The 23403-nt window shown below is 33.9% G+C and carries 18 protein-coding genes and 3 tRNA genes; 10 read left to right on the top strand and 11 right to left on the bottom strand.

All coding sequences use genetic code 11. The annotated features are described in order from the left end of the window. Nucleotides 1-119 precede the first annotated feature (119 nt). Both GIY83_RS00730 and GIY83_RS00725 read right to left on the bottom strand, forming a co-directional pair. A complete protein-coding gene (locus GIY83_RS00730; protein ID WP_194618352.1) occupies nucleotides 120-980 on the bottom strand; it encodes an SdiA-regulated domain-containing protein in 861 nt (286 codons plus the stop codon). A gap of 99 nt (nucleotides 981-1079) precedes the next feature. Then, nucleotides 1080-2132 carry a hypothetical protein gene (locus tag GIY83_RS00725; protein WP_194618351.1) on the bottom strand — a complete coding sequence of 351 codons (1053 nt, stop codon included), beginning with the start codon at nucleotides 2130-2132 and terminating at the stop codon, nucleotides 1080-1082. 94 nt (nucleotides 2133-2226) lie between these two features. Here GIY83_RS00725 and GIY83_RS00720 point away from each other — a divergent pair, with 94 nt between their 5' ends. Genes GIY83_RS00720 through GIY83_RS00710 form a run of 3 tightly spaced genes read left to right on the top strand, consistent with a single transcriptional unit; the run spans nucleotide 2227 to nucleotide 6345 of the window. Next, nucleotides 2227-3138, top strand: a complete 912-nt coding sequence (locus GIY83_RS00720) for an ABC transporter ATP-binding protein (RefSeq protein ID WP_194618350.1) — start codon at nucleotides 2227-2229, stop codon at nucleotides 3136-3138. A 3-nt stretch (nucleotides 3139-3141) separates the two neighbouring features. Continuing rightward, complete coding sequence (locus GIY83_RS00715) at nucleotides 3142-3978, top strand: ABC transporter permease (protein WP_208684096.1); 837 nt, start codon at nucleotides 3142-3144, stop codon at nucleotides 3976-3978. A gap of 15 nt (nucleotides 3979-3993) precedes the next feature. Further along, complete coding sequence (locus GIY83_RS00710; protein ID WP_194618348.1) at nucleotides 3994-6345, top strand: T9SS type B sorting domain-containing protein; 2352 nt, start codon at nucleotides 3994-3996, stop codon at nucleotides 6343-6345. Nucleotides 6346-6507: 162 nt separating this feature from the next. On the opposite strand, the gene typA is transcribed toward GIY83_RS00710, so the two are convergent. After that, nucleotides 6508-8304: a translational GTPase TypA gene (gene typA / locus GIY83_RS00705; protein ID WP_194618347.1), complete on the bottom strand. Its 1797-nt coding sequence runs from the start codon at nucleotides 8302-8304 to the stop codon at nucleotides 6508-6510. A gap of 168 nt (nucleotides 8305-8472) precedes the next feature. Between typA and GIY83_RS00700 the strand changes: the two genes are divergently transcribed. Together GIY83_RS00700 and GIY83_RS00695 are read left to right on the top strand one after the other, a co-directional pair. After that, on the top strand, nucleotides 8473-10182 hold the full coding sequence (locus GIY83_RS00700) for a PAS domain S-box protein (RefSeq protein ID WP_208684094.1): 1710 nt from the start codon (nucleotides 8473-8475) through the stop codon (nucleotides 10180-10182). 5 nt (nucleotides 10183-10187) lie between these two features. Then, nucleotides 10188-10592 carry a response regulator gene (locus GIY83_RS00695; RefSeq protein ID WP_194618345.1) on the top strand — a complete coding sequence of 135 codons (405 nt, stop codon included), beginning with the start codon at nucleotides 10188-10190 and terminating at the stop codon, nucleotides 10590-10592. 231 nt (nucleotides 10593-10823) lie between these two features. Here GIY83_RS00695 and rpsT read toward each other — a convergent pair whose 3' ends face one another. The 5 genes from rpsT to proS form a co-directional block, all read right to left on the bottom strand. Beyond that, a complete protein-coding gene (gene rpsT / locus GIY83_RS00690) occupies nucleotides 10824-11075 on the bottom strand; it encodes a 30S ribosomal protein S20 (RefSeq protein WP_055095632.1) in 252 nt (83 codons plus the stop codon). 155 nt (nucleotides 11076-11230) lie between these two features. Further along, nucleotides 11231-11302, bottom strand: a tRNA-Glu gene (locus tag GIY83_RS00685). Between the two features lie 43 nt (nucleotides 11303-11345). Then, nucleotides 11346-11417 (bottom strand) — tRNA-Glu (locus GIY83_RS00680). A 45-nt stretch (nucleotides 11418-11462) separates the two neighbouring features. Next, nucleotides 11463-11534, bottom strand: a tRNA-Glu gene (locus tag GIY83_RS00675). 77 nt (nucleotides 11535-11611) lie between these two features. After that, nucleotides 11612-13090 (bottom strand): proline--tRNA ligase, encoded by a 1479-nt coding sequence (proS, locus tag GIY83_RS00670; protein WP_208684092.1) that lies wholly within the window; start codon nucleotides 13088-13090, stop codon nucleotides 11612-11614. Nucleotides 13091-13191: 101 nt separating this feature from the next. Between proS and GIY83_RS00665 the strand changes: the two genes are divergently transcribed. From GIY83_RS00665 to GIY83_RS00645, 5 genes are all read left to right on the top strand, one after another. After that, the gene (locus GIY83_RS00665) at nucleotides 13192-14196 is read left to right on the top strand and encodes a hypothetical protein (protein WP_194617668.1); all 1005 of its coding nucleotides are present in this window, start codon (nucleotides 13192-13194) and stop codon (nucleotides 14194-14196) included. Nucleotides 14197-14241: 45 nt separating this feature from the next. Beyond that, nucleotides 14242-15747, top strand: coding sequence for an OmpP1/FadL family transporter (locus GIY83_RS00660; protein WP_208684091.1), 1506 nt, complete (start codon nucleotides 14242-14244; stop codon nucleotides 15745-15747). 345 nt (nucleotides 15748-16092) lie between these two features. Continuing rightward, nucleotides 16093-17406, top strand: a complete 1314-nt coding sequence (rimO, locus tag GIY83_RS00655) for a 30S ribosomal protein S12 methylthiotransferase RimO (protein WP_208684089.1) — start codon at nucleotides 16093-16095, stop codon at nucleotides 17404-17406. A 43-nt stretch (nucleotides 17407-17449) separates the two neighbouring features. After that, entirely contained in the window at nucleotides 17450-18013 is a 564-nt protein-coding gene (locus GIY83_RS00650; RefSeq protein ID WP_194617665.1) for a hypothetical protein, read from the top strand. A gap of 32 nt (nucleotides 18014-18045) precedes the next feature. Beyond that, entirely contained in the window at nucleotides 18046-18951 is a 906-nt protein-coding gene (locus GIY83_RS00645) for an N-acetylmuramoyl-L-alanine amidase (RefSeq protein WP_208684081.1), read from the top strand. A 424-nt stretch (nucleotides 18952-19375) separates the two neighbouring features. On the opposite strand, the gene GIY83_RS00640 is transcribed toward GIY83_RS00645, so the two are convergent. The 3 genes from GIY83_RS00640 to GIY83_RS00630 all read right to left on the bottom strand — a co-directional run bounded on the left by GIY83_RS00640 (nucleotide 19376) and on the right by GIY83_RS00630 (nucleotide 23386). Further along, the gene (locus tag GIY83_RS00640; RefSeq protein WP_194617663.1) at nucleotides 19376-20470 is read right to left on the bottom strand and encodes an outer membrane beta-barrel protein; all 1095 of its coding nucleotides are present in this window, start codon (nucleotides 20468-20470) and stop codon (nucleotides 19376-19378) included. Between the two features lie 710 nt (nucleotides 20471-21180). Continuing rightward, nucleotides 21181-22143 carry a glycoside hydrolase family 5 protein gene (locus tag GIY83_RS00635; protein WP_194617662.1) on the bottom strand — a complete coding sequence of 321 codons (963 nt, stop codon included), beginning with the start codon at nucleotides 22141-22143 and terminating at the stop codon, nucleotides 21181-21183. A 10-nt stretch (nucleotides 22144-22153) separates the two neighbouring features. Beyond that, nucleotides 22154-23386, bottom strand: a complete 1233-nt coding sequence (locus tag GIY83_RS00630) for a glycoside hydrolase family 27 protein (RefSeq protein WP_208684079.1) — start codon at nucleotides 23384-23386, stop codon at nucleotides 22154-22156. Between the last annotated feature and the right edge of the window lie 17 nt (nucleotides 23387-23403).

Raw genomic sequence — 23403 nt, 5'->3', positions numbered from 1 at the left:
TCACGAATTATTTATAATAATAATTCGTGAATTCGTGGCTAATTTTTTTGATGAGATGCTTTCTTATTTTAAACTTAGAAATTTAGTAGCTTAGAGTCTTAGCAACTCAGCAGCTTAAACTACTTTAGCTTAAACTCGTAAACGTTTCCTCCTACTTTGTTTGTTTTTTCGTCGGCAATCAATAATGTGTTGTTGTCTTTGAAAACTATGGCTTCTTTTTGCGAGAAGTGATTTAGTTTGATTTCGGTTTGAGATCCTTTATGAAATAAGTCTCCTTTGAAATCTTTAAATAAAACAATTTTATCATGGCTTAACAAAACTACTTTTTTCCCATCGGGACTAATTGTAGCACTTGTCAGGACACAATGATTGTAATTATCACAGGTTTTAAATTCACCTATTTTAGTTGCTTTTTGAGTTCCCGGAGCGTTTAGAATTTTGTATATAAAAGCGGTTCCGTCGAAATTTTTGCTACGGTTTTTTGTAAAAAGGTAAAAGTAATTTCCGTGTTCAAAAAAACCTTCAACATCATAAAACAGTTCTTTTTTCTTTGGAGGAAATTCAGTTTGTTCCGGATACGAAAATGAAACTTTATATTCGGCTACAGCCGCATCTTTATTCAATTGATTTTTATTGACTTTGTAAATGCACAAATCTCTACGTTCATTATCATTATTCCCAAAATCACCAATGTAGATATTTCCGGTTTTATCTTTAGTAATATCTTCCCAATCTACGTTTGTGGCGTTTGTGATTGTAATTGTTTTAGCCACTTTACCTTGCGAATTTATGGCATAGATTGCATTTTTATTGCCGCTGTCTTCTAAAGTATAAAGCAGTTTGGTTTCTGGGAAATAAGTAATGCCTGAAACTTCTTTTAATTTTTTAGGAAGCGAATAAAGCGTCTTGAATTCAGCCGTTGATTGTTGCTGACAAGCTAGTAAAGCAATAGAAATCCCAAGTAAAAAAAACTTTTTCATATGATTATTTTTTATTTTTCTAGCCACAGATTAAATGATTAAAAATGATTTTATCAAAGTTAATATTTTAAAAGAATCCGTTTAATCTGTGGCTAAAAACTAGATTAAATGTGTGTTTTTAAAATTGCGCGTAATAAACTCAAAAGCCGCAAACATGACATGCCCCATCGATTTGGCATTTTTAAACTTCATATCGTTGGTATAACGGTACAATTCCATTTTTAGCTGATTTAAATGATCTACTGTCGAAATGGTATCGTGACACATGATATTCAATAATTTTGTAATCCTGGCTTCGGCAGAATGAATTCGTTTGGCCAAAATGGCTCTTTCTTCATCTTTATACTGAATAACAGAACGGTCCTCTAATTTTTCTTTAATAAGTTTCATCATCTGATAGTTCTCTTTAAAAAACTGCGGACGATAGACTTTAAAATTCCCCTCATAACATTGCTGATCAAAATCTATGGCACGAATTCTATAGACTACCTGGTCAAAATCATGAATTGGGACAATTACATAATTATACGAACGCATATCGCCCAAAAGCCTAATCATACAACGCTCATTAAATTTCACAAACTCTTTTGCTATTTGAGATTTTTCTGTTTCGGTAGAAGTATGAAGCAACGTTTCCATAAAAATATCACCCGGAATTCCTACGATATGTTCTTCGATCAGAGTGTCACCAAAAACTAAAAAATTTATTTTATCCGGAGATAAAATGTCTTCCAATTCTAATCCGTAAATTCGTGAAGCATCGGCTTTTTTTATATAAAAATGAACGTAGTTGTCATTGAGAATATTACGGACTTTTACCCTAAAAGGCTTTGAGTTTCCAAAGGTGCAAAAATCGATAGCATCGACATTTAGATACTGAATAATATCATTGTTACCATCGGAATGCAACAGCGAATAAATCTTTTTTAAATTCAAATCAATTTCTTCGCGGTCAAACTCTCCATAATAAACACGAGTCCACAAAGTATCTACTCCGTTTTTATCATATAAATTTATGGCACCGGAAAATCGCAATAAATCATCATAGAACACAGATACCTTCGATATACGCTCGTATCGGTCTAGATAACTTAAAAGAGCTGGTGTCAAAGGGTACGATGGTTTTTTTAAAACCATTAAAGGTTCGCTCATTTTGAATATCTTTATTACAAATTTACATTAAATAAAATTTAGCGTAACAATAAACAAGTTGAATCGTCATACTTAAAACTAAAACCGAATAAATTTGGAAACCATACTTACTATTGAGAATCTGCATAAAAGATACGGGCGCATTCAGGCCTTAAAAAATGTTTCTTTTGAAATACAAAAAGGCCGTGTTTACGGTATTTTGGGACCTAACGGAAGTGGAAAATCGACTACTTTAGGAATTGTCCTAAATGTTGTAAACCGTACATCAGGAAATTATAGCTGGTTTGGAGGAAAGGTTCAGACTCATGAAGCCTTAAAAAAAGTAGGCGCCATAATAGAAAGACCTAACTTTTACCCGTACATGACGGCCGAAGAAAACCTGAAATTGGTTTGCAAAATAAAAAGCATCAATTATACTAAAATCAATGAAAAACTGGATTTAGTTGGTTTAACTGAAAGAAAAGACAGTAAGTTCAGTACTTTCTCATTAGGGATGAAGCAGCGTTTGGCTATTGCATCGGCACTTTTAAATGACCCTGAAATTTTAATTTTAGATGAACCTACAAATGGTTTAGATCCGCAGGGAATTCACCAGATTCGTGATATTATCAAAAAAATAGCTTCTCAGGGCACTACTATTTTACTGGCATCGCACTTATTAGATGAAGTAGAGAAAGTATGTTCGCATGTGATTGTTTTGCGTAAAGGCGAAATTTTGTATTCAGGCTCGGTGGATGAAATGTCAGCAAATGAAGGTTTCTTTGAAGTTATGTGTGATGATAATGCAACACTAAAAAATGTTCTGGCAACACATTCATCAATAGACCGGATTACAGAGGAGGACGGGAAAATTTTGGTTTATTTAAAATCAAATTTATCAGCAGCAGAACTGAATCAGTTTTTATTTTCTAAAAACATTACGTTAAGCCACTTAGTAAAACGTAAAAACAGTTTAGAAGCTCAATTTTTAGAATTAACCAAAAATGCCATTACTCAAAACAACTAAACCATGAACAGACTTATCTCTATAGAATTACAAAAAATCTGGAAAAACAAAGCCAGTCGCATCCTTACTTTAACCTATTTCATTTTACTTTCGTTCATTGCATTAATTGCTTCTATCAAATTTGATATAGGTCCAATACATATTGATCCGTCAGAAATGGGAATTTTTAATTTTCCGTTTATATGGCAGTTTAATACTTATGTTGCCGCCTGGCTAAAATTTTTCCTAGCCATTGTTATTGTGTCAATGATGGCAAATGAATATAGTTATGGTACTTTAAAACAAAATTTAATTGACGGTTTAAGCAAAAAAGAATTTATTTTATCCAAATTCTTAACCGTTGTACTTTTTGCATTAGGCTCGACCGTTTTCGTTTTTATAATGACTTTAATTCTTGGATATTCGTTTTCATCTTATACTGAATTTGGTATCGTTTTTAGTGATTTAGATTATCTCTTAGCCTTTTTTGTAAAATTGACAGGATTCTTTTCTTTCTGTTTGTTTTTAGGAATTTTAGTAAAACGTTCTGCTTTTGCTTTAGGTTTTCTATTGGTTTGGAGTATTTTTGAGTGGATCCTAAAAGGAATATTAGTATTTAAAGTTTTTCCAAACAGCAATACAGGAAGTTACATCACACAATTCCTTCCTCTGGAAGCAATGTCAAATTTAATCACTGAACCTTTTACAAGATTATCAATTATAAGAAGTATAGGAACACAAATAGGAGTCGAAAACACTAAAGATTATGCTGTACATATTCTTTCAATTGTAATTGTTTTAGTATGGACATTATTATTCATGCTTTTTTCTTACAAATTGCTTAAAAAAAGAGATTTATAGTATATTTGTAATACTATGAATTATATTAAAATCTTTTTATTAGTTTTCTTTCTGTGCTTATTATCCACAAAGATAAAAGCGCAGAATATTACTGTAGATGATTCAAAAACAGACGAAAGTTTAGTAAAGAATATTTTAATAAATAGTTCGTGTATCGATGTATCCAGTGTGCAGGCTTCAGGAAATCCAACAAGCAGTGGAAATAGTTATGCTTCTTTCACTTCAGGAACTAGTGATTTTCCTTTTTCCAGTGGAATTGTTTTAAGTACTTCAGCCAGTAAAAATGCTGCCGGACCTTATAACGAAGCCAATTCGAAAGGTATACAAACTAACGGATGGCCTGGTGATGATGATTTAGAAAAGGCATTAAATACTACTAACAGTACCCAAGCAACAGTTTTAGAATTTGATTTTGTAGCTTTGACTAATTCCATAAGTTTTAATTATATTTTTGCTTCAAATGAGTATCAAACTTATTACCCTTGCAAATACTCTGATGGATTCGCTTTTTTAATAAAAGAAGCGGGAAGTACAGAGGACTACAAAAATTTAGCCGTATTACCCAATACTACAACACCTGTTTCTTCTACGACTGTACATAATGAAATAGAGCCTTATTCAGATGGTACCATATCTTCTCCCGGCTGTCCAGCAGAAAACGAAGATTTCTTTGACAGATATAATACTGCTAGTAGTCCTATAAATTATGCAGGGCAAACTAAAGTAATGAATGCCAGGGCCAACGTAGTTCCTAATAAAAAATATCACCTAAAACTAGTCATTGCTGATGATTCTACCAAAGAATACAACTCAGCTGTTTTTATAGAAGGTGGAAGTTTTCTTTCTTTAGTTGATTTTGGAGCAGACAGAACTATAGCAAATAACAATCCTGCATGTTTTGGAGAAACTATCACGTTGAACACTCAATTAGACAATACCCAATACGACTTTAAATGGTTTAAGCAAGATGCAACTAATAATTATGTAGAAATTCCTTCAGAAATAAGTGCTACATATAATGTTCAATCAACAGGAAATTATAAAGTCGAAGCTACTATAAAGGGCACAACTTGCGTATCGACAGGACAAATTAAAATTGAATATGCTCCAGAAATTCTTTCGACCGACACTTCTTTATTACAATGCGATGATGATACTGACGGAATTACTGTTTTCAACCTGACAAAAGTTAATGATATTGTAAAAAATAATGTTTCAGCAATTTTAAACAAAGGATATTACGAATCATTAGCAGATGCTCAGGCACCAACAAATCCGATTTTAAATCCTGAGAAATACACGAATAAAACCCCTGATCAAATTGTTTTTGCAAGAATTGAAAATCAATACGGCTGTTTTACAACTGCCGAAGTAACATTGAAGGTTTCTAATACAACAATTGCGGATCAAAACCCAATTGCAACTTGCGATGGAGATGATAAACAAGACGGATTGTATCAATTTGATCTTGCAGCAGAAGTAACAGCTCAAGTCACAACAGGATTACCTGCTACATTAGTATTTAATTATTATCTAAATACTAATGATGCGTTGCATGATGCCAATAAACTGCCGAACATTTTTAAAAATACTGTCGCTTACAGCCAGATTATTTATGCTAAAGCTACAAACGGAGCTGATTGTTTTGATATCGTTCCCATTACACTTGTTGTAAATACTTTTGATCCTCCTAATTTTCAGGATGAAACAAAATATTTATGCAAAGGAGAAGAAATCACATTAAATGTTGCTACTGGTTTTGTAAGTTATAAATGGAATACCGGAAGTAGCGACACCTCTATAGACGTTAACACAGCAGGAGATTATTCAGTAGTAGTTACAGATCCTAATGGTTGTGAAAAAACAAAGAAATTCAAAGTAATTTTATCTGAGCCTGCTTTTATAACCGATGCTATTATTAAAGATTTTTCGGGAATTGACAATTCTGTTTTAATAAAATATACAGGAGTTGGTAATTATGAATTCTCATTAGACGGTAATGTTTTTCAGGACGACGCGTTGTTTACCGGTGTCAGAGCAGGAATTTACAATGCAATTGCCAGAGATAAAAATGGCTGTGGATTGTCTAATTCTTTTCTTTTATATGTCATAGACTATCCTAGATTCTTTACTCCTAACGGAGATGGTTATAATGATTTATGGTTTATTACTAATGCAGATCACCTTCCTGATTACAAGATTTTCATTTTCGATCGTTACGGGAAGTTATTGAAACAAATGAATCAAAATAGTGCCGGATGGAATGGAATTTACAATGGCCAGCAACTTCCTTCTGATGATTATTGGTTTACACTACAATTTGTTGATGGCAAAACTGTAAAAGGCCATTTTAGTTTAAAAAAATAAAGGAAATTCCAATCTGAAAATTCCAAATTCCAATACTTGAAAATTCTAAGGAATTTAAACTTCAACTAAAAATTATAAATTCCAAAAAGTTAGAATAAAAAAAATCCCAAACTCCGTAAAAATGGAATTTGGGATTTTTTATATTGAAATTTAAAAAATGATTTAGATTTTAAATCTTTTTCTATCAGTTTCTGTCAAATAGATTTTTCTCAAACGAATAGATTTTGGAGTTACCTCTACATATTCATCTTTTTGAATGTACTCTAAAGCTTCCTCTAATGAGAAAATAATTGGAGGGATGATTCTTGCTTTTTCATCATTTCCAGAAGAACGAACGTTAGATTGTTTTTTCTCTTTCGTTACGTTTACACACATATCATCAGCACGAGAGTTTTCTCCAATTACCTGACCTTCGTAAATTTCAGTATTTGGTTCAACAAAAAACTTACCACGATCTTGTAATTTATCGATAGAATAAGGAATAGCTTTTCCTTTTTCCATAGAAATCAATGAACCTTTGTTACGCCCGGCAATTTCTCCTTTGTAAGGCTCATATCCAATGAAACGGTGTGCCATAATAGCTTCACCAGCTGTTGCAGTAAGTAATTGGTTACGCAATCCAATAATTCCACGAGATGGAATATTAAATTTTACAATCATACGCTCACCTTTAGTTTCCATGCTCAGCATTTCACCTTTACGCATAGTAACGAACTCAACCGCTCTTCCAGAAAGTGATTCCGGTAAATCGATTGTCAATTCCTCAATTGGCTCACATTTTTTACCATCAATTTCTTTGATGATAACTTGTGGCTGACCAATTTGTAACTCATACCCTTCTCTTCTCATTGTTTCAATAAGAACAGATAAGTGAAGTACTCCACGACCAAAAACCATGAATTTATCAGCAGAATCAGTTTCACCTAACTTCATCGCTAAGTTTTTCTCTAATTCTTTTGTCAATCTTTCTCTAATATGACGAGAAGTTACAAATTTACCCTCTTTACCAAAGAAAGGAGAGTCATTAATTGTAAACAACATACTCATTGTAGGCTCATCAATATCAATCGTTTTTAGACCTTCTGGATTTTCAAAATCAGCAATAGTATCACCAATTTCAAAACCTTCAACTCCAATGATTGCACAAATATCTCCAGCAATAACTTCTTGTACTTTTTTACGACCAAGTCCTTCAAAAGTATGAAGTTCTTTGATACGTGATTTAGATACAGTACCATCTCTTTTCACTAATGAGATTGGCATACCTTCTTTAAGAACACCTCTTTCTAAACGACCAATAGCAATACGACCTGTAAAAGCTGAAAAGTCTAAAGAAGTAATCAACATTTGTGGTGTTCCTTCAGAAACTTTAGGAGCTGGTACATTTTCAACAACCATATCCAATAATGCTTCAACATTATCAGTTACGTTTTCCCAATGATCAGACATCCAGTTATTTTTAGCAGAACCATAAACGGTTGGGAAATCCAACTGCCATTCTTCAGCACCTAATTCAAACATTAAGTCAAAAACTTTCTCATGAACTTCTTCAGGAGTACAGTTTTCTTTATCAACTTTATTGATAACTACACAAGGTTTTAAACCAAGGTCAATCGCTTTCTGTAATACAAAACGAGTTTGTGGCATTGGACCTTCAAAAGCATCGACTAGCAAACATACACCATCGGCCATGTTTAATACACGTTCTACTTCTCCTCCAAAATCGGCGTGGCCAGGAGTATCGATAATATTGATTTTTGTTCCTTTATATTGAACTGATACGTTCTTTGAAGTAATAGTAATACCTCTCTCACGCTCTAAATCGTTATTATCAAGAATTAAATCACCTGTGTTTTCGTTGTCACGAAATAATTGACAGTGATACATAATTTTATCAACCAAAGTGGTTTTACCGTGATCGACGTGGGCAATAATTGCAATGTTTCTAATAGATTCCATCTGTGATTTTTAATGGGTGCAAAGGTACACTTTATTTTGATATAAAAAACGTTTCTGTGATAGTTTGCGTATAGACAAGTAATTAGTTCGTTAAAACAATGTAAATTTAACCACCAAATTGAACTTTCGTTGTTGTTTAATTATAGTTAATTTAACTATATTTGAGTAATGAAAAGTAAAACTCTCCAAATTACTCTAGTTTACGTTATCATATCGCTAATTATGGCAATTCTCTGTCATAAAATACTTACTACCTACTTTTCTAAAATAGAATATTTTTATTTATTTTTCATAAAAGACATACTCTTTATATTAGCTACAGGATTTATTTTCAGATATATATTAGCCAAAAACGAAAACAGAAATATCTCTATTTTCGAAAAACTAAAGAGAACAAACGAAGAAATCAAAGAATCGAACGAAAAATATGACATTGTCGCAAAGGCAACAAGTGATACTATTTGGGACTGGAAAATTCAGGAAGACAGCATCAACTGGAACAAAGGAATCGAAATTGTTTTTGGATACAATCCGGCAGAAGTTGGCAAAACATCAAAATGGTGGTTTGACAAAATACACCCCGAAGACAGCATCAGAATGTCTATAAAACTATATTCGTTTATCGAGCAAAAAACCGAAAAATGGCAAGATCAATACCGCTTTAGATGTGCTGACGGAACCTATAAATATGTTCTTGACAGAGGTTTTTTATTGAAAGATGAAAACGGAAGAGCCATAAGGATGATTGGAGCCATTCAGGATATCACCAAACAAAAAGAAGAAGAGCAGCGACTAAAACTTTTAGAAACCGTAATTACACAATCTAAAGATTCGATCCTGATTACAGAAGCTAACTCAGTAGATCGTAAAATTCCTAAAATAGTCTATGTGAATCCTGCTTTTTCGCACATGTCCGGATACCTCTCTCATGAAATAATCGGTAAATCCCCGAACATCTTCAAAGGGCCAAAATCAGATTCAGAAGAATTAAAAAAACTATTAAGAGCCATAAAAAACAAAGAAGAGTGCTTAATTGAAACTATAAGCTACACCAAGAAAAAAGAGGAATACTGGGTTCGATTTTCGATGATTCCAATTTTCAATAATGAAGAAAATATTTCGCACTGGATCTCTATACAAAGAGACATCACCGATGAGAAAAAATTAGAGACAGAAAAAGAACATCTTATTCGCGAATTAACTCAAAACAATAAAGACTTAAAACAATTCTCCTATATTACGTCACATAATCTGCGAGCGCCATTATCTAATTTAATAGGACTTCTTAACTTAATAGAAGACATCCCGGTAAAGAATCCTGAACTTCAGGAAATTATTTCCGGTTTTACAAAATCGACTCATTTATTAAATGAAACTATCAATGATCTGGTAAAAGTGATTATCATCAAAGACAATCCTTCGATGCAAAAAGAAGAAGTCTCATTAAAAGAAGTTTTCGAGAATGTCTTTAGTCAATTGTCTTTTCAGATCGAGCTGCACAAACCTATTATTAAACTCAAATTCGACAAAGTTCCTGTATTAAACACAAATAAAGCCTATATTGAAAGCATTTTACTTAATTTACTAACCAATTCTATAAAATACAAATCAGAAAACAGGAAATTAAAAATCTCTATTACCGCCGAACAAATCGATCATAAAGCCATCCTAACCTTCAAAGACAACGGAATTGGAATTGATCTGGAACGAAACGGCGATAAAGTTTTTGGATTGTATCAAAGATTTCACAATTACCCCGACAGCAAAGGCTTAGGATTGTATTTAGTAAAATCACAAGTAGAAACTATGGGAGGAACAATTAGTATCGATAGCGAAGTTAATACAGGAACAACATTTACAATAACATTTAAAAATTAATTTATATGCTCGAGCAAATTTTATGCATCGACGACGACCCAATCACGTTAATGCTATGCAAGAAAGTAATTTCGAAATCATCTTTTTCAAAAGAAATTATCACTGCTCAAAATGGCGAAGAAGCATTGCATCATTTCAATACCTTAAAGTACAACAAAAACAAAGCAAGCAAACCAGAACTAATTTTTTTAGATCTAAACATGCCTGTCATGGGCGGTTGGGAATTCCTGGACCATTTTACCTCTTCAGATTATGCCGAATTCAATAAGGCACGCGTAATTGTACTTTCTTCTACAATTGACCCCGAAGATCTGGCCAAAGCAAAAAAATATCCTATTATCATCGATTTCCTTTCAAAACCAATTACACAGCCAATGTTGGAATATCTTAAAAAGAAAATGGATCTTTAAATAGATTTAAATTCCAATATCTAAAATTCCAAATTCCAACAAACATATCTAAATTCTAAAAAAAAAAAAAAAAAAATCCAAATTCCAATAGATATCGCAAAAGTTAACGCGTATAATTGAAATTTGGAATTTATTTTTTTTTGGAATTTTATTTGTTTATTCCGTTTTGTTCAAATAAAAAAAAGTCCTCTTTTAGAGGACTTTTTATATACTTTAGGAAATTGTAACTAATTACAATTTAGCAACATGTTTAGTTAATTTAGACTTCAAGTTAGAAGCTTTATTATCATGAATGATGTTCTTTTTAGCTAATTTATCAATCATAGAGATTACAGTTGATAATTTAGAAGTAGCATCAGCTTTATCAGTAGCTATTCTTAATGCTTTAATAGCATTACGAGTAGTTTTATGTTGATATCTGTTAAGAACTCTTCTTTTTTCGTTACTTCTGATTCTTTTTAATGCTGACTTATGATTTGCCATTTTGTTTTAATTTTAGATGTAATAATTATTATAGATACTAGTTAAAAAAGAAAAACCTCCCACAATTGCAAAACAATCACTTTGGTTTTAACTAATAAAATAAAAATCGAGACACCAATCCTTATTTTACAAAACTTATTCACAACTAATTTTAGTAGTCTGTAAGGGAATCGAACCCCTGTTACCAGGACGAAAGCCTGGAGTCCTAACCCCTAGACGAACAGACCATATCCTTCTAAGTTTTTCTATATTTAAATAGAGGTATTATTGTAGCCCGTAGCGGAATCGAACCGCTCTTACATGGATGAAAACCATGCGTCCTAACCGATAGACGAACGGGCCATTTTAATTCTCAGTATTTTAAGAACAATTTTGCAAAAAAAGTAGTAGCCCGTAGCGGAATCGAACCGCTCTTACATGGATGAAAACCATGCGTCCTAACCGATAGACGAACGGGCCTGCTTCTCTAATGCGGATGCAAAAATACAACTATTTTTAAGATGTACAATACCTGATGCAAAAAAAATTAAAAAAAATTAATAAGCCTTTGCAAACAACACTCTTTTTGAAGAAGGATTACCAGTAAACACACAGGTTCCCGCCTCTTCTTTACTATCCAAAGGAATGCAGCGAATTGTGGCTTTTGTCAAGTCTTTTATTTTTTCTTCAGTCTCAGCAGTACCGTCCCAATGAGCCGATACAAACCCTGCTTTACCATCTAAAACTTCCTTAAATTCCTCAAAACTATTTACTTCTGTAATATGAGTATTACGATAGTCTAATGCTTTGTTAAATAAATCTGCCTGAATCTGCTCCAACAAGTCATTTATATAAGTAACAATTCCTTCTCCTGAAACTGTCTCTTTTGTCAATGTATCCCGTCTCGCAACTTCAAAAGTTCCGTTTTCTAAATCTTTTGGTCCAACAGCAATTCTAACTGGAACACCTTTTAATTCCCATTCAGCAAATTTGAATCCTGGTTTTTGAGTTGTTCTGTCATCATATTTAACAGAGATCTTTAATTTCTTAAGTTTAGCTGTCAATTCATTCACTGCAGCTGTAATTTCAGCCAATTGCTCATCTGTTTTATAAATAGGCACGATAACAACTTGTATTGGCGCTAAATTAGGAGGCAAAACCAATCCCTGATCATCAGAGTGTGTCATTACCAAAGCACCCATTAAACGAGTAGAAACTCCCCAAGAGGTTCCCCACACGTGTTCTTGCTTTCCTTCGGCATTTGCAAACTTTACATCAAAAGCTTTGGCGAAATTTTGTCCTAAAAAGTGCGATGTTCCAGCCTGTAAAGCTTTTCCGTCCTGCATTAAAGCTTCGATACAATAGGTTTCATCAGCTCCGGCAAAACGTTCTGTTTCGGTTTTTATTCCTTTTACAACCGGAATCGCCATAAAATCCTGAACAAAATCAGCGTAAACATTCATCATCTTTTCAGACTCTTCTAACGCTTCCGCCTTTGTAGCATGTGCCGTATGCCCTTCCTGCCATAAAAACTCAGCAGTTCTTAAAAACAAACGCGTACGCATTTCCCAACGCACAACATTTGCCCACTGGTTAATTAATAAAGGTAAATCTCTGTACGATTGTACCCATCCTTTATAAGTAGACCAAATAATTGCTTCACTAGTAGGACGAACAATAAGCTCTTCTTCTAACTTAGCATTTGGGTCTACCATTAGTTTTCCGGGTTTATCCGGATCATTCTTTAATCTATAATGTGTTACGATAGCACACTCTTTTGCAAATCCTTCTGCATTTTTTTCTTCAGCCTCAAACATGCTCTTAGGCACGAATAAAGGGAAGTATGCATTTTGATGTCCTGTTTCTTTAAACATTCGATCTAATTCCGCCTGCATTTTTTCCCAAATAGCATATCCGTACGGTTTAATAACCATACATCCTCTAACGCCTGAATTTTCGGCTAGATCTGCCTTTACAACCAGCTCGTTATACCATTTCGAATAATCTTCTGATCTTGTAGTGAGGTTCTTACTCATATTGAATAGTTTGGCACAAATTTTGTTTTAATAATTTTAACTAAATAGTTTGACAAAACTAACTATTTTTGTAATGTGCAACAATAAAAAACACCACAGATATGAAAACTTCTACATCTCTCCGCCAAAACTCAAGTCATTTTTACTTAATTGGAATATTGAGTTTTCTACTAGCATCGTGTGGTTCTTACCAAAACGCTTCATATAATGATAATGATGGAGTATATGGTGGTTCGACAAGAACGTATGCTCAAACAAATACCACAAACACAAATAATCAATACAAAGATTACTTTAGATCATTGCAAGATGACAATCAGCCAACTGAAATTTTTACAGATGTTGACACGTATGGCAATTATGCCGATAATGACAGCACACAAACAGTTGCAACCGCTTACCCTGCCTGGGGAAGTGCAAATACTGATGTTTCTGTAAACGTTTATTCTGACCCTACATGGTCAATGGGATTCGGAATTGGTTTCGGATATCCATATTACGGATGGGGCTACGGAGGAGGCTACTGGGGCTACCCTGCATACGGCTGGGGCTACCCAGGATATTGGGGACCAGGATGGGGCTATCCAGGATACAGACCTTATTACGGATACAATAACTACGCTTATAGTTATGGAAGAAGAGGTTCTGCCGCTTATTACGGAGGAAGAAACTATGGCTATGATAGAAGCTATAGCAACAGAAACTATAGCAATAGAAACTACAGCAGCAGAAGCTACACTGACAGAAATTTCAGCAACAGAAACTACACTACAAACAGAGGAAGTTATACAACAAACAGAAATGGGTATTCTGACTTTAGAAGAAGTTCTACAAACGGAAGAACATACAATTCTTCAAACCCAACTTTTACAAACAGACGAAGCGCTGCCCAGGGACAAAGCAATAGTTACGACTATTCTAACAGAAGATCAAGCAGTAACACGACTACCAGAAATTATAATAACGGTAATAACAGCGCACCAACAAGAAGCTACTCTCCTAGCCCATCACGTTCTATGAACAGTGGCGGAGGAAGCATGAGATCATCTGGCGGCGGTGGCGGTGGCGGAAGATCATACGGAGGAGGCGGAGGTGGAAGAAGATAATATCTTCTTTCACAAATCGAAAAATCACATTAAAAACTTATCCCAATGAAAAAAATATTATTCCTCCTTATTACAGGATTAACTGTTAGCGTCTCACATTCACAAGAAGTATCCGATGCTATTCGTTACGCACAAGACAACCTAACCGGAACAGCTCGTTTTAGAGCAATGAGCGGTGCATTTGGAGCAGTTGGAGGAGATTTATCCTCAATAAGTGTCAATCCTGCAGGATCTGCCGTTTTCTTAAACAATCAGACCGGAATAACTTTTAGCAACCAGAATATTAAGAATAATTCTAATTATTTTGGAACGCAAACAAGTGATAAAGAAAATTCTTTTATACTAAACCAGGCGGGAGCTGTTTTTGTTTTTAACGATCACAACCCAAGCAATAATTGGAAAAAGATTGCAATTGGAGCGAATTATGAAAATACTAACAATTTTAATAATTCTGTTTTCTCAGCAGGAACAAATCCAACAAATTCTATTGATAAATACTTTTTAGCGTTTGCTAACGGAATACCTTTAAAAGATGTAACACAAATTGATTATAGAGATCAGTTTTACGATGAGCAACAAGCTGCTTTTGGATATTATGGAAAGGTAATAATACCCGCAAACCCAGGGGATATTAATGGAACTCAATACCTAAGCAATGTACCTGCTGGTGGTAAATACTACCAGGAAAATGGTTTTCAGACTAGCGGATACAATAGCAAGTTAAGTTTTAACATTGCAACATCATATAAGGACAGAATATACCTAGGTGCCAATTTAAATGTCCACATAACCGACTATAGAAAAACAAGTAGTTTTTTCGAAAAAAACGACAATCCACTGCAGCCAACTGAAACAATATCTGATCTAACCTTTAACAACGACCTTTACACATACGGTAACGGGTTCTCGTTTCAACTTGGAGCCATTGCTAAAGTTACAGAATCTTTCAGACTTGGTTTAGCATACGAATCTAATACCTGGTACGAGCTTTATGACGAATTATCACAAAGTTTATACACCACAACTGATGTTATCGGAGGACAAACTAAATATTATAACGACAATCCAAATATTGTAAACATTTACGAATCATACACTTTACAAACCCCTGGAAAAACAACGTTTAGTGCTGCATATGTATTTGGAAAATCAGGATTAATTAGCGTCGACTATTCCATTAAAGACTACAGCAACTCTAAATTCAAACCAACAAGTGATACACGATTTAGAGGTTTAAACAATGATATTAGCAATCAATTGACTACTGCCGGTGAATTAAGAGTTGGTGCTGAATATAAAATAAAACAATTAAGCCTACGTGGTGGATATCGTTTTGAAGGTAGTCCTTATAAAAACGGAACTACAATTGGAGACCTAAACAGTTACTCTGGAGGTTTAGGCTATAATTTTGGAGGAACAAGAGTAGATTTAGCTTATTCTTATTTGGAAAGAAAATCGAATCAGGGATTTTTCGCAACAGGATTTACTGATGGCGCAAACATTACATCGAAACTAAATAATGTTTCTTTGACTTTATTATTTGAATTGTAATTAAGAATAAATAGATGAATGGAAATTTCCGTCAGGCGTTGTCTGGCGGATTTTTTTTTAGAACTAAGAAACTGGAAATTTCACACCAATAAAACCTGACAGCAATACTATTAGCTTAATTTTAGACACAAATTTCACGAATATACACCGATTTAATAGGCTTATTTACTTTGTGAAATTAATTCCGCAAAGCAATTGGTGCAAATCAGCGAAATTCGTGTTTATTCTAATTTGTCCGCATATCAGAATAACTATCCAAAAGCTTCATAAAAAACACGTAAAAGAAAAGGAAACAAGCGGTGTTTGAATAAAAAAGTGTAATTTTGCACTCCAATTTATAAAAGTATGAGAACCAAGTCTTTAAAAAAGAACAAAATTAACGTAATCACTCTTGGGTGTTCGAAAAATGTATATGACAGTGAAGTGCTAATGGGACAACTTCGTGCAAACGGAAAAGAAGTTGAACACGAAGCACCAGCAGAAAGAGAAGGAAACATTATCGTAATTAACACTTGTGGTTTTATTGACAATGCCAAAGCAGAATCAGTAAACATGATTTTGGAATATGCAGATAAAAAAGACAGAGGACTAGTTGACAAAGTTTTTGTGACTGGTTGCCTATCTGAGCGTTACAGACCTGATTTAGAAAAAGAAATTCCGAATGTAGACCAGTATTTTGGTACAACAGAATTACCTCAATTATTGAAAGCCTTAGGAGCCGACTATAAACATGAATTATTAGGAGAGCGTTTGACTACTACTCCTAAAAACTATGCTTACCTAAAAATTGCCGAAGGCTGCGACAGACCTTGTAGTTTTTGCGCTATTCCGTTAATGAGAGGTTCGCACGTTTCGCAGCCAATTGAAAAATTAGTGAAGGAAGCACAAGGTTTAGCTAAAAATGGCGTTAAAGAATTAATACTGATTGCTCAGGATTTAACATATTATGGTCTTGACATTTACAAAAAGAGAAATCTTGCTGAACTTTTAGAAGAATTAGCAAAAGTCGAAGGTATTGAATGGATTCGTTTGCATTATGCCTACCCTACAGGTTTCCCTATGGATGTTTTGGAATTAATGAAACGCGAACCTAAAATTTGTAATTATATTGATATTCCGCTGCAACACATTTCTGATTCAATATTAAAATCGATGCGTCGTGGTACTACACAGGCTAAAACGACTCAATTATTGAAAGATTTTCGTGCTGCGGTTCCTGGAATGGCAATTAGAACGACTTTAATCGTTGGATATCCTGGAGAAACTCAGGAAGATTTTGAAATTTTGAAAGATTTTGTTCAGGAAATGAAATTTGACAGAATGGGTTGTTTTGCTTATTCTCATGAAGAAAATACGCATGCTTATTTATTAGAAGATAACGTTCCGGACGATGTAAAACAAGCCAGAGCAAATGAAATAATGGAATTGCAATCGCAAATTTCATGGGACCTGAATCAGGAAAAAATTGGTCAGGTTTACAAATGTATTATTGACAGAAAAGAAGGTGCGCACTTTGTTGGAAGAACTGAGTTTGACAGCCCGGATGTTGACAATGAAGTTTTGATTGACGCCTCTAAACATTATGTAAAAACAGGTGAATTTGTTAATATAAAAATAATAGAAGCAACAGAATTTGATTTATACGGAGAACCTGCTTAAATTTACGCTAAACAATTATCAATTTAAGATAAAAACATTTTTTATGAAACCTACTCAATCTTTATTTCTTTTGGTTTTTACCTTATTCTGTTTCAATTTTGCTTCGGCTCAATACGGAAATGGATATAATAACGGCTATGGCGGCGGCGGTTACGGAAATGGTTATGGGCGCGGTGGCGGAATGGGAATGGACAGAAGTATGATGTCCGGACCACAACCAAATACGAGCAAACCTAAAGAAACTCCACCCGAAGAAATGGCAGCTAAAATTGTAGAACAAATGAAACCGGTAGTTAACCTTGATGAACTTCAGGCCATTGCCATTGCAAATGTTTTTACTGATAGCATGAAAGAGCAAGGAATTCTTTTGAAAAATGAAAGCAGCAGTCAGGATGAAAAAGTAGAACAAATGAAAGCATTAAGAGAAAGTACTACTAAAAAAATAACTGCTTTCCTGAATCCGGATCAGGTTGAAAAATACACTGCCTTTATGGCTGACTTTAAGGAGATCAAAAAACCTTCGAAATCAAAAAAGAAAAAAGATTCTAAAGATAAAGACACAAAAGAAGTAAAAGAAGAAACTGAAACAACGAAAGTTCAGGAATAATTGTTTCAGCCTCATCTTAAAATATAAGCACTATGACAAAAAAACACTTTTGTTATCTGATTTTAACCCTTGTTATCACTGCCTGCTCGACAAACCCTTATAAGACTACAGAAAAGGTGTACGATCAGCAGCTTAAGACTTTAGAAACCCAAATTACAAGCAAAGAGGCTAAACCGATACCTGCCGTTAGCCCTGTAGTTATTGATACGAGTTATGCAGCTCAATTAGGTATCGTAAAAGACACTTTATCAAAAACAGGATCTACATATTTACTTAATGGAGTAAATACAGAATGGGTTGGGACTGTGAACTTTAATTTGAGAAAACCAAGTTTTATTATTATTCACCATACTGCTCAGGATTCTATCCAGCAAACCATAAAAACTTTTACTTTAACAAGAACTCAGGTAAGTGCTCATTATATTATTTCTGAGAACGGAAAAGTAGTTCAGATGTTGAATGATTATTTAAGAGCATGGCATGCGGGAGCAGCAACCTGGGGAAAAAACACAGATATAAACTCTTCGTCTATAGGAATTGAGCTGGACAATAATGGTTTTAAACCTTTTACAGAAGCACAAATTAGCAGTTTAGTAGCTCTTTTAACAAAACTAAAGAAAGACTACAACATCCCTACTCAAAATATATTAGGTCACTCAGATATCGCTCCAGGCAGAAAACAAGACCCAAGCGCTTTATTTCCATGGAAAACTTTAGCTGAAAAAGGTTTTGGTATTTGGCCCGATGAAGTTCTAGAAGAAGCTCCTTTTGATTTTAAAATAGAACCTGCTTTGAGAATTATTGGGTATAATACCAAGAATCTTTCGGCAGCAATTCAGGCTTTTAAACTACATTATATTCAAACCGATGTAACAGCAACTTTAGATCGAAAAACAATAGATACTATTTACTCGATTTACAAAAAGCAAATTCAGTAATAAGATAAAATACTTCAATATAAAACGCGTTTCTAAACATTTAGCAACGCGTTTTTTTATTGAATAAAGTTTATGTTTAACACTAATTCCAAAAAAAATTGCAAAAATCGAAAAGGGAAAATTTAGCCACTCTCTATAAGCTATGGAGATAGAAAATTATTACTTTAAAATATTTTTGTTTCACGCAGATTTAAAAAGATTAAAGCAGATTAAAATGGATTTAATTTTCAAACTTTAGTAATCAATATATTTGCGCAGATCTGCCTAAATCTTTTTAAATCTGCGTGAAAAAAGAATTCGTGAATTACTTTGTCTCTTCTCTATCACTCTATTAATTGCAAAAAGACTTCAAATAAAAAAGCTGCCAAAACATTAGTGTGTTTTGACAGCTCCAAAAAAAAAAAAAAAATATCAATCTTTATCTCTAGAAAGAGTATGTTGTAGCAATTAGTGCGTAGAATGATCCTCCTGTTGGTAAAGCATCTTTATCTAAAAAGATATCTTCTGAGGCAGCATCATATCTTAACTCGGGAATTATCGTTAGTTTTCCAACTTTATAATTTAAAGAAACTGTATTAGCAAAAACACTTGATCCCATTAATGTTCCAACATTAGCGGCAGCATCTTTAGCATCAAAATATTCCATTCTGTAAGCTAAACTCAATGATGGTTTGAAAGCATAATTAGCGTATCCTACTACTGAAAACCAATCACCATCTAACTCGCTGTCGAAATCATTTTTAGTTTTAGCATACGTTGCATTAAATCCTAAAGAAAAAGCATCAGTTATTGTTTTTGATGCCACAAAATCGATTTGTGTTTTATTTTCATCAGATGGCACTACTAAAGTTCCAGGAGTTGGATTTGTACTTCCTGATGTAAAATTCAGGTAAGCACTTCCCGTCTCACCAATATAACCCAACTGAGCTATAAATGTTTTTTGAGTTGAGCCTGCATCCATAGCTGATTTAAAATCAGTAGGATTTGTAATTCCTGCCATGGCAGTAAACTTTCCTGAGGTATATTGTGCTTTTACCCCTGTATTAAAGAACGGACCATAAGAAAAGGCGTAAGACATGCTGTAGTTTTTATTTCCTATCGCATCTAATACTTCATATCCTATATGTGTACCAAAACTACCTGCGACTACTTTAAATTCATCTGTAATTTGATAAGTGAAAAACAATTGTTTAATTAAAAATTTCGCATCAATATCTTTGTCTGTTGTTTCATTGTATGAAAATTCTCCTGCTCTTTTTCCGAAACCTAAGTCTACAAAAACAGAGGCTTTCCCAAATGTGTGTGCTGCCTGAACAGAGGCCATTCCTAATTCAAATGAATCTTGTGAGTTGGTAAAGCTCGTTAATCCATTCATTTGTTTTGAAAAATCATATTTATAGTAAGCATCTGCAGATCCTCCCCAAGTTGTTGCTGGCGAAGTCGTGGTTTCAGTATCTTCTTGAGCAAAAGCAAAAGAACTCGTTAACATCGCGGCAAAAATGTGTAATACTTTTTTCATGTGTAATTGGTTTTTGGTTATTAATTGATTCTGGTTAGTTAATCTTTTATATATGTATTGTAATACTATAAGTCCCTTTTTAAAACCTCATTTCCGCCTCTAAAACATCTTCATTTTCATTAGCGAATTTATTAACTTTTGTATGAGTAGAATAATTGAAGACTATTTTTTTGATGTTTTGACAGCAGAATTATGGATTACAAAAATTAAATTAACAATAATCGTGATTTGACATTTATACAGAATCATTTTTGAAAATTCAACAACGAATTTTATCGCTTTTTTAATCAAAAACACATACTAAATAAAAATAAAGACTAAAAAATAGCACTAAAAACACCAAAAAACAAATCTAAAAACAAAACACCCCCTAAAAAAATAGGGGGCATGCTTAAAATTAAAAATATAACACAAATTAAAAGACACATTTATATAACAAATAATCCACCACAAGTTATAAAGTCTAAATTCTTACAAAAACGCAATACTGAAATTCTCGTTTTGACAGATTATCAAACCAAAATATATAAACGCAAGTAGTACCAAATAATCCAAAAAAGGAATAAAAAAAAGGACGCACTATTGCGCATCCTTATATTTATAAATTACTAATAAAAATTACCATCACGAATTTCTTCCTGGCAGCTTATCTATCTTTTATCATTGAAAAACAAATAAGTTTGCTTACGAACAAGCATTATGTATCCATACTAATCCCATGTATTATATTTTTTGAAATATTGACGGGCTATAATTCCGGATTCTTTTAAGTCCTCCATTTTCCACTTACCGGTAGATTTTGCAGATTTTTTCAAAATAGAACAGGTTTCATCTTTATCAGATACTGACCAGATAATCCAGCTTAGTTTTCTGGCTTCCATCCAATCAATATATTCCTGCCAGGCTTTTAGATCTAACGGGCCATCACCAGTAGCTTCCATTCCGGCAGATTCTGATACAAAAATGGGTAAACCTTTATTTATAGCCGCATCTGTTTTATCCCTAAGTTCCTTACCGTGTGTTGAGGCATAAAAATGCATCGTATACATTATATTAGTATAACCTAAAATAGGATCGGCTGCAGCAAGATCTACATCCTGATCCCAATGTGGCGAACCAACCAAAATAATATTTTTAGGATCATTTTCTCTTATCACCTTTATTACTTCTTCAGAATAAGCCTTAACCTCAGCCCAGCTTTCATGATCCGGCTCATTAAATATCTCATATATAATATTGGGATATTTGGAGTATTTTTTAGAAATCTCTGCAAAAAATTCTTTGGCCTCCTTCAAATTAATATTATGACTGTGCCAGTCGACGATGACGTAGATATCCGCTTTGATTGCTCCTTTGATAACGGCTTCAATTTTTTCTTTCGAAAATTCTGGGTCTTTCATATAGGAGTATTCTCCAAGCTCAACACCCATAGCGGCACGAACAACATTACAGCTAAAATCTTTTCGCAGCCATTTAACCGCCTTTTCATTATAAAACCTTGGCCACATACTATGCCAGCCAAAACTCATTCCTCTTAAAACAATAGGTTTATTATCACTATCTACTAATTGCGTACCTGAAACACTAAGATATTTATGTGTTTTAACCTGAGCATTTAGAAATGTAAAAGCAAACATAAAAGCGACAAGAAATATTTTTTTCTTTAACTTCATAATAAAAGATTTAATGGGATAATTTTAATGTAATCACATCATGAGAAGCTAGCTCTGAAACAAAACTCTTCTTAGTATTTCCTATTTCTTTATTCTTCCAAAGATCTTTCAATTTGTAAACTATTTTATTAAAATCAGCTTCGTAACCAAAATCAGTATCTTTTATTAAATGCTTTTTCCAGTCGAAATTGATTTTTTTCGAGACTTCACTTCTATTTAAAAAAGTAACCGCCCAATTTCCATCTGATAATGGTTTTACCCAAACTTCTAAACCATCTTCGGCAGAATATTTAAAACCCTGAATTCCTAATTTATCCTGATTGATGGCGATCAAATCTTTGTTGGTTAAAATTGCTAAGGTTTCTTTAGACATTTTTCTGAAATCATTTCCGGCTACAAGCGGAGACGAAAGCATACACCAAATGGCAAAATGCGATTTATCTTCGGTATCATTCATTTCATTTCCAACTTCCATCATATCAAAATCATTCCAATGATCCGGTCCGGAATATTTACGAATATCTTTTCTCATTTCGGCTATTTTCATGAATCCCCACGAAGACCAATTTTCAGGATGCTTGAATTCGCAATCGAAACAAGGATAAATATCGCCTGAGATTCTCCATAAATTGCCAACCGGTTTCCCCCACTCCCACGGCTGGTTATCTCCCCATTCGCAAAGACTAAAAACAATAGGTCTTCCGGCAGTTTTTAGCGCATTACTCATTGTAGTGTAGGCTTCCGGCGCCGTAATTCCTTTTGTATTGCACCAGTCATATTTAAGAAAGTCTATTTCTAACTTAGCATAAAATCTCGCATCCTGATATTCATAACCACGAGTTCCGGGATAACCCGCGCAGGTTTGCGTTCCTGCACAATTGTACAAACCAAATTTTAATCCTTTACTATGCACATAATCTACCACAGCTTTCATTCCGTTTGGAAACTTAACAGGATCCGGAACTAAATCTCCGTTAGCATCACGTTCTCTAGTCATCCAGCCATCATCGAGTACAATATAATTGTATCCCGCAGCGGCCATTCCGGACGACACCATAATATCTGCTGTTTCTTTTACCAATTTTTCATCGATACTGGTGCCAAAGGTATTCCACGAATTCCAACCCATTGGAGGCGTCATGGCCAAACCTTCGAATTTTCCTGCTGTTTGTGTATGTGTATTTCCCTGGCTAAAAGTAAAGTTGCACCAGATTGTAAGGGCTAATAATATTGCTTTTTTCATTATACTCTTTTTTTGAT

The sequence above is a fragment of the Flavobacterium sp. SLB02 genome (genome assembly GCF_009664855.1).
Taxonomy (GTDB): domain Bacteria; phylum Bacteroidota; class Bacteroidia; order Flavobacteriales; family Flavobacteriaceae; genus Flavobacterium.
This window is presented reverse-complemented; position numbering and strand designations above follow the sequence as displayed.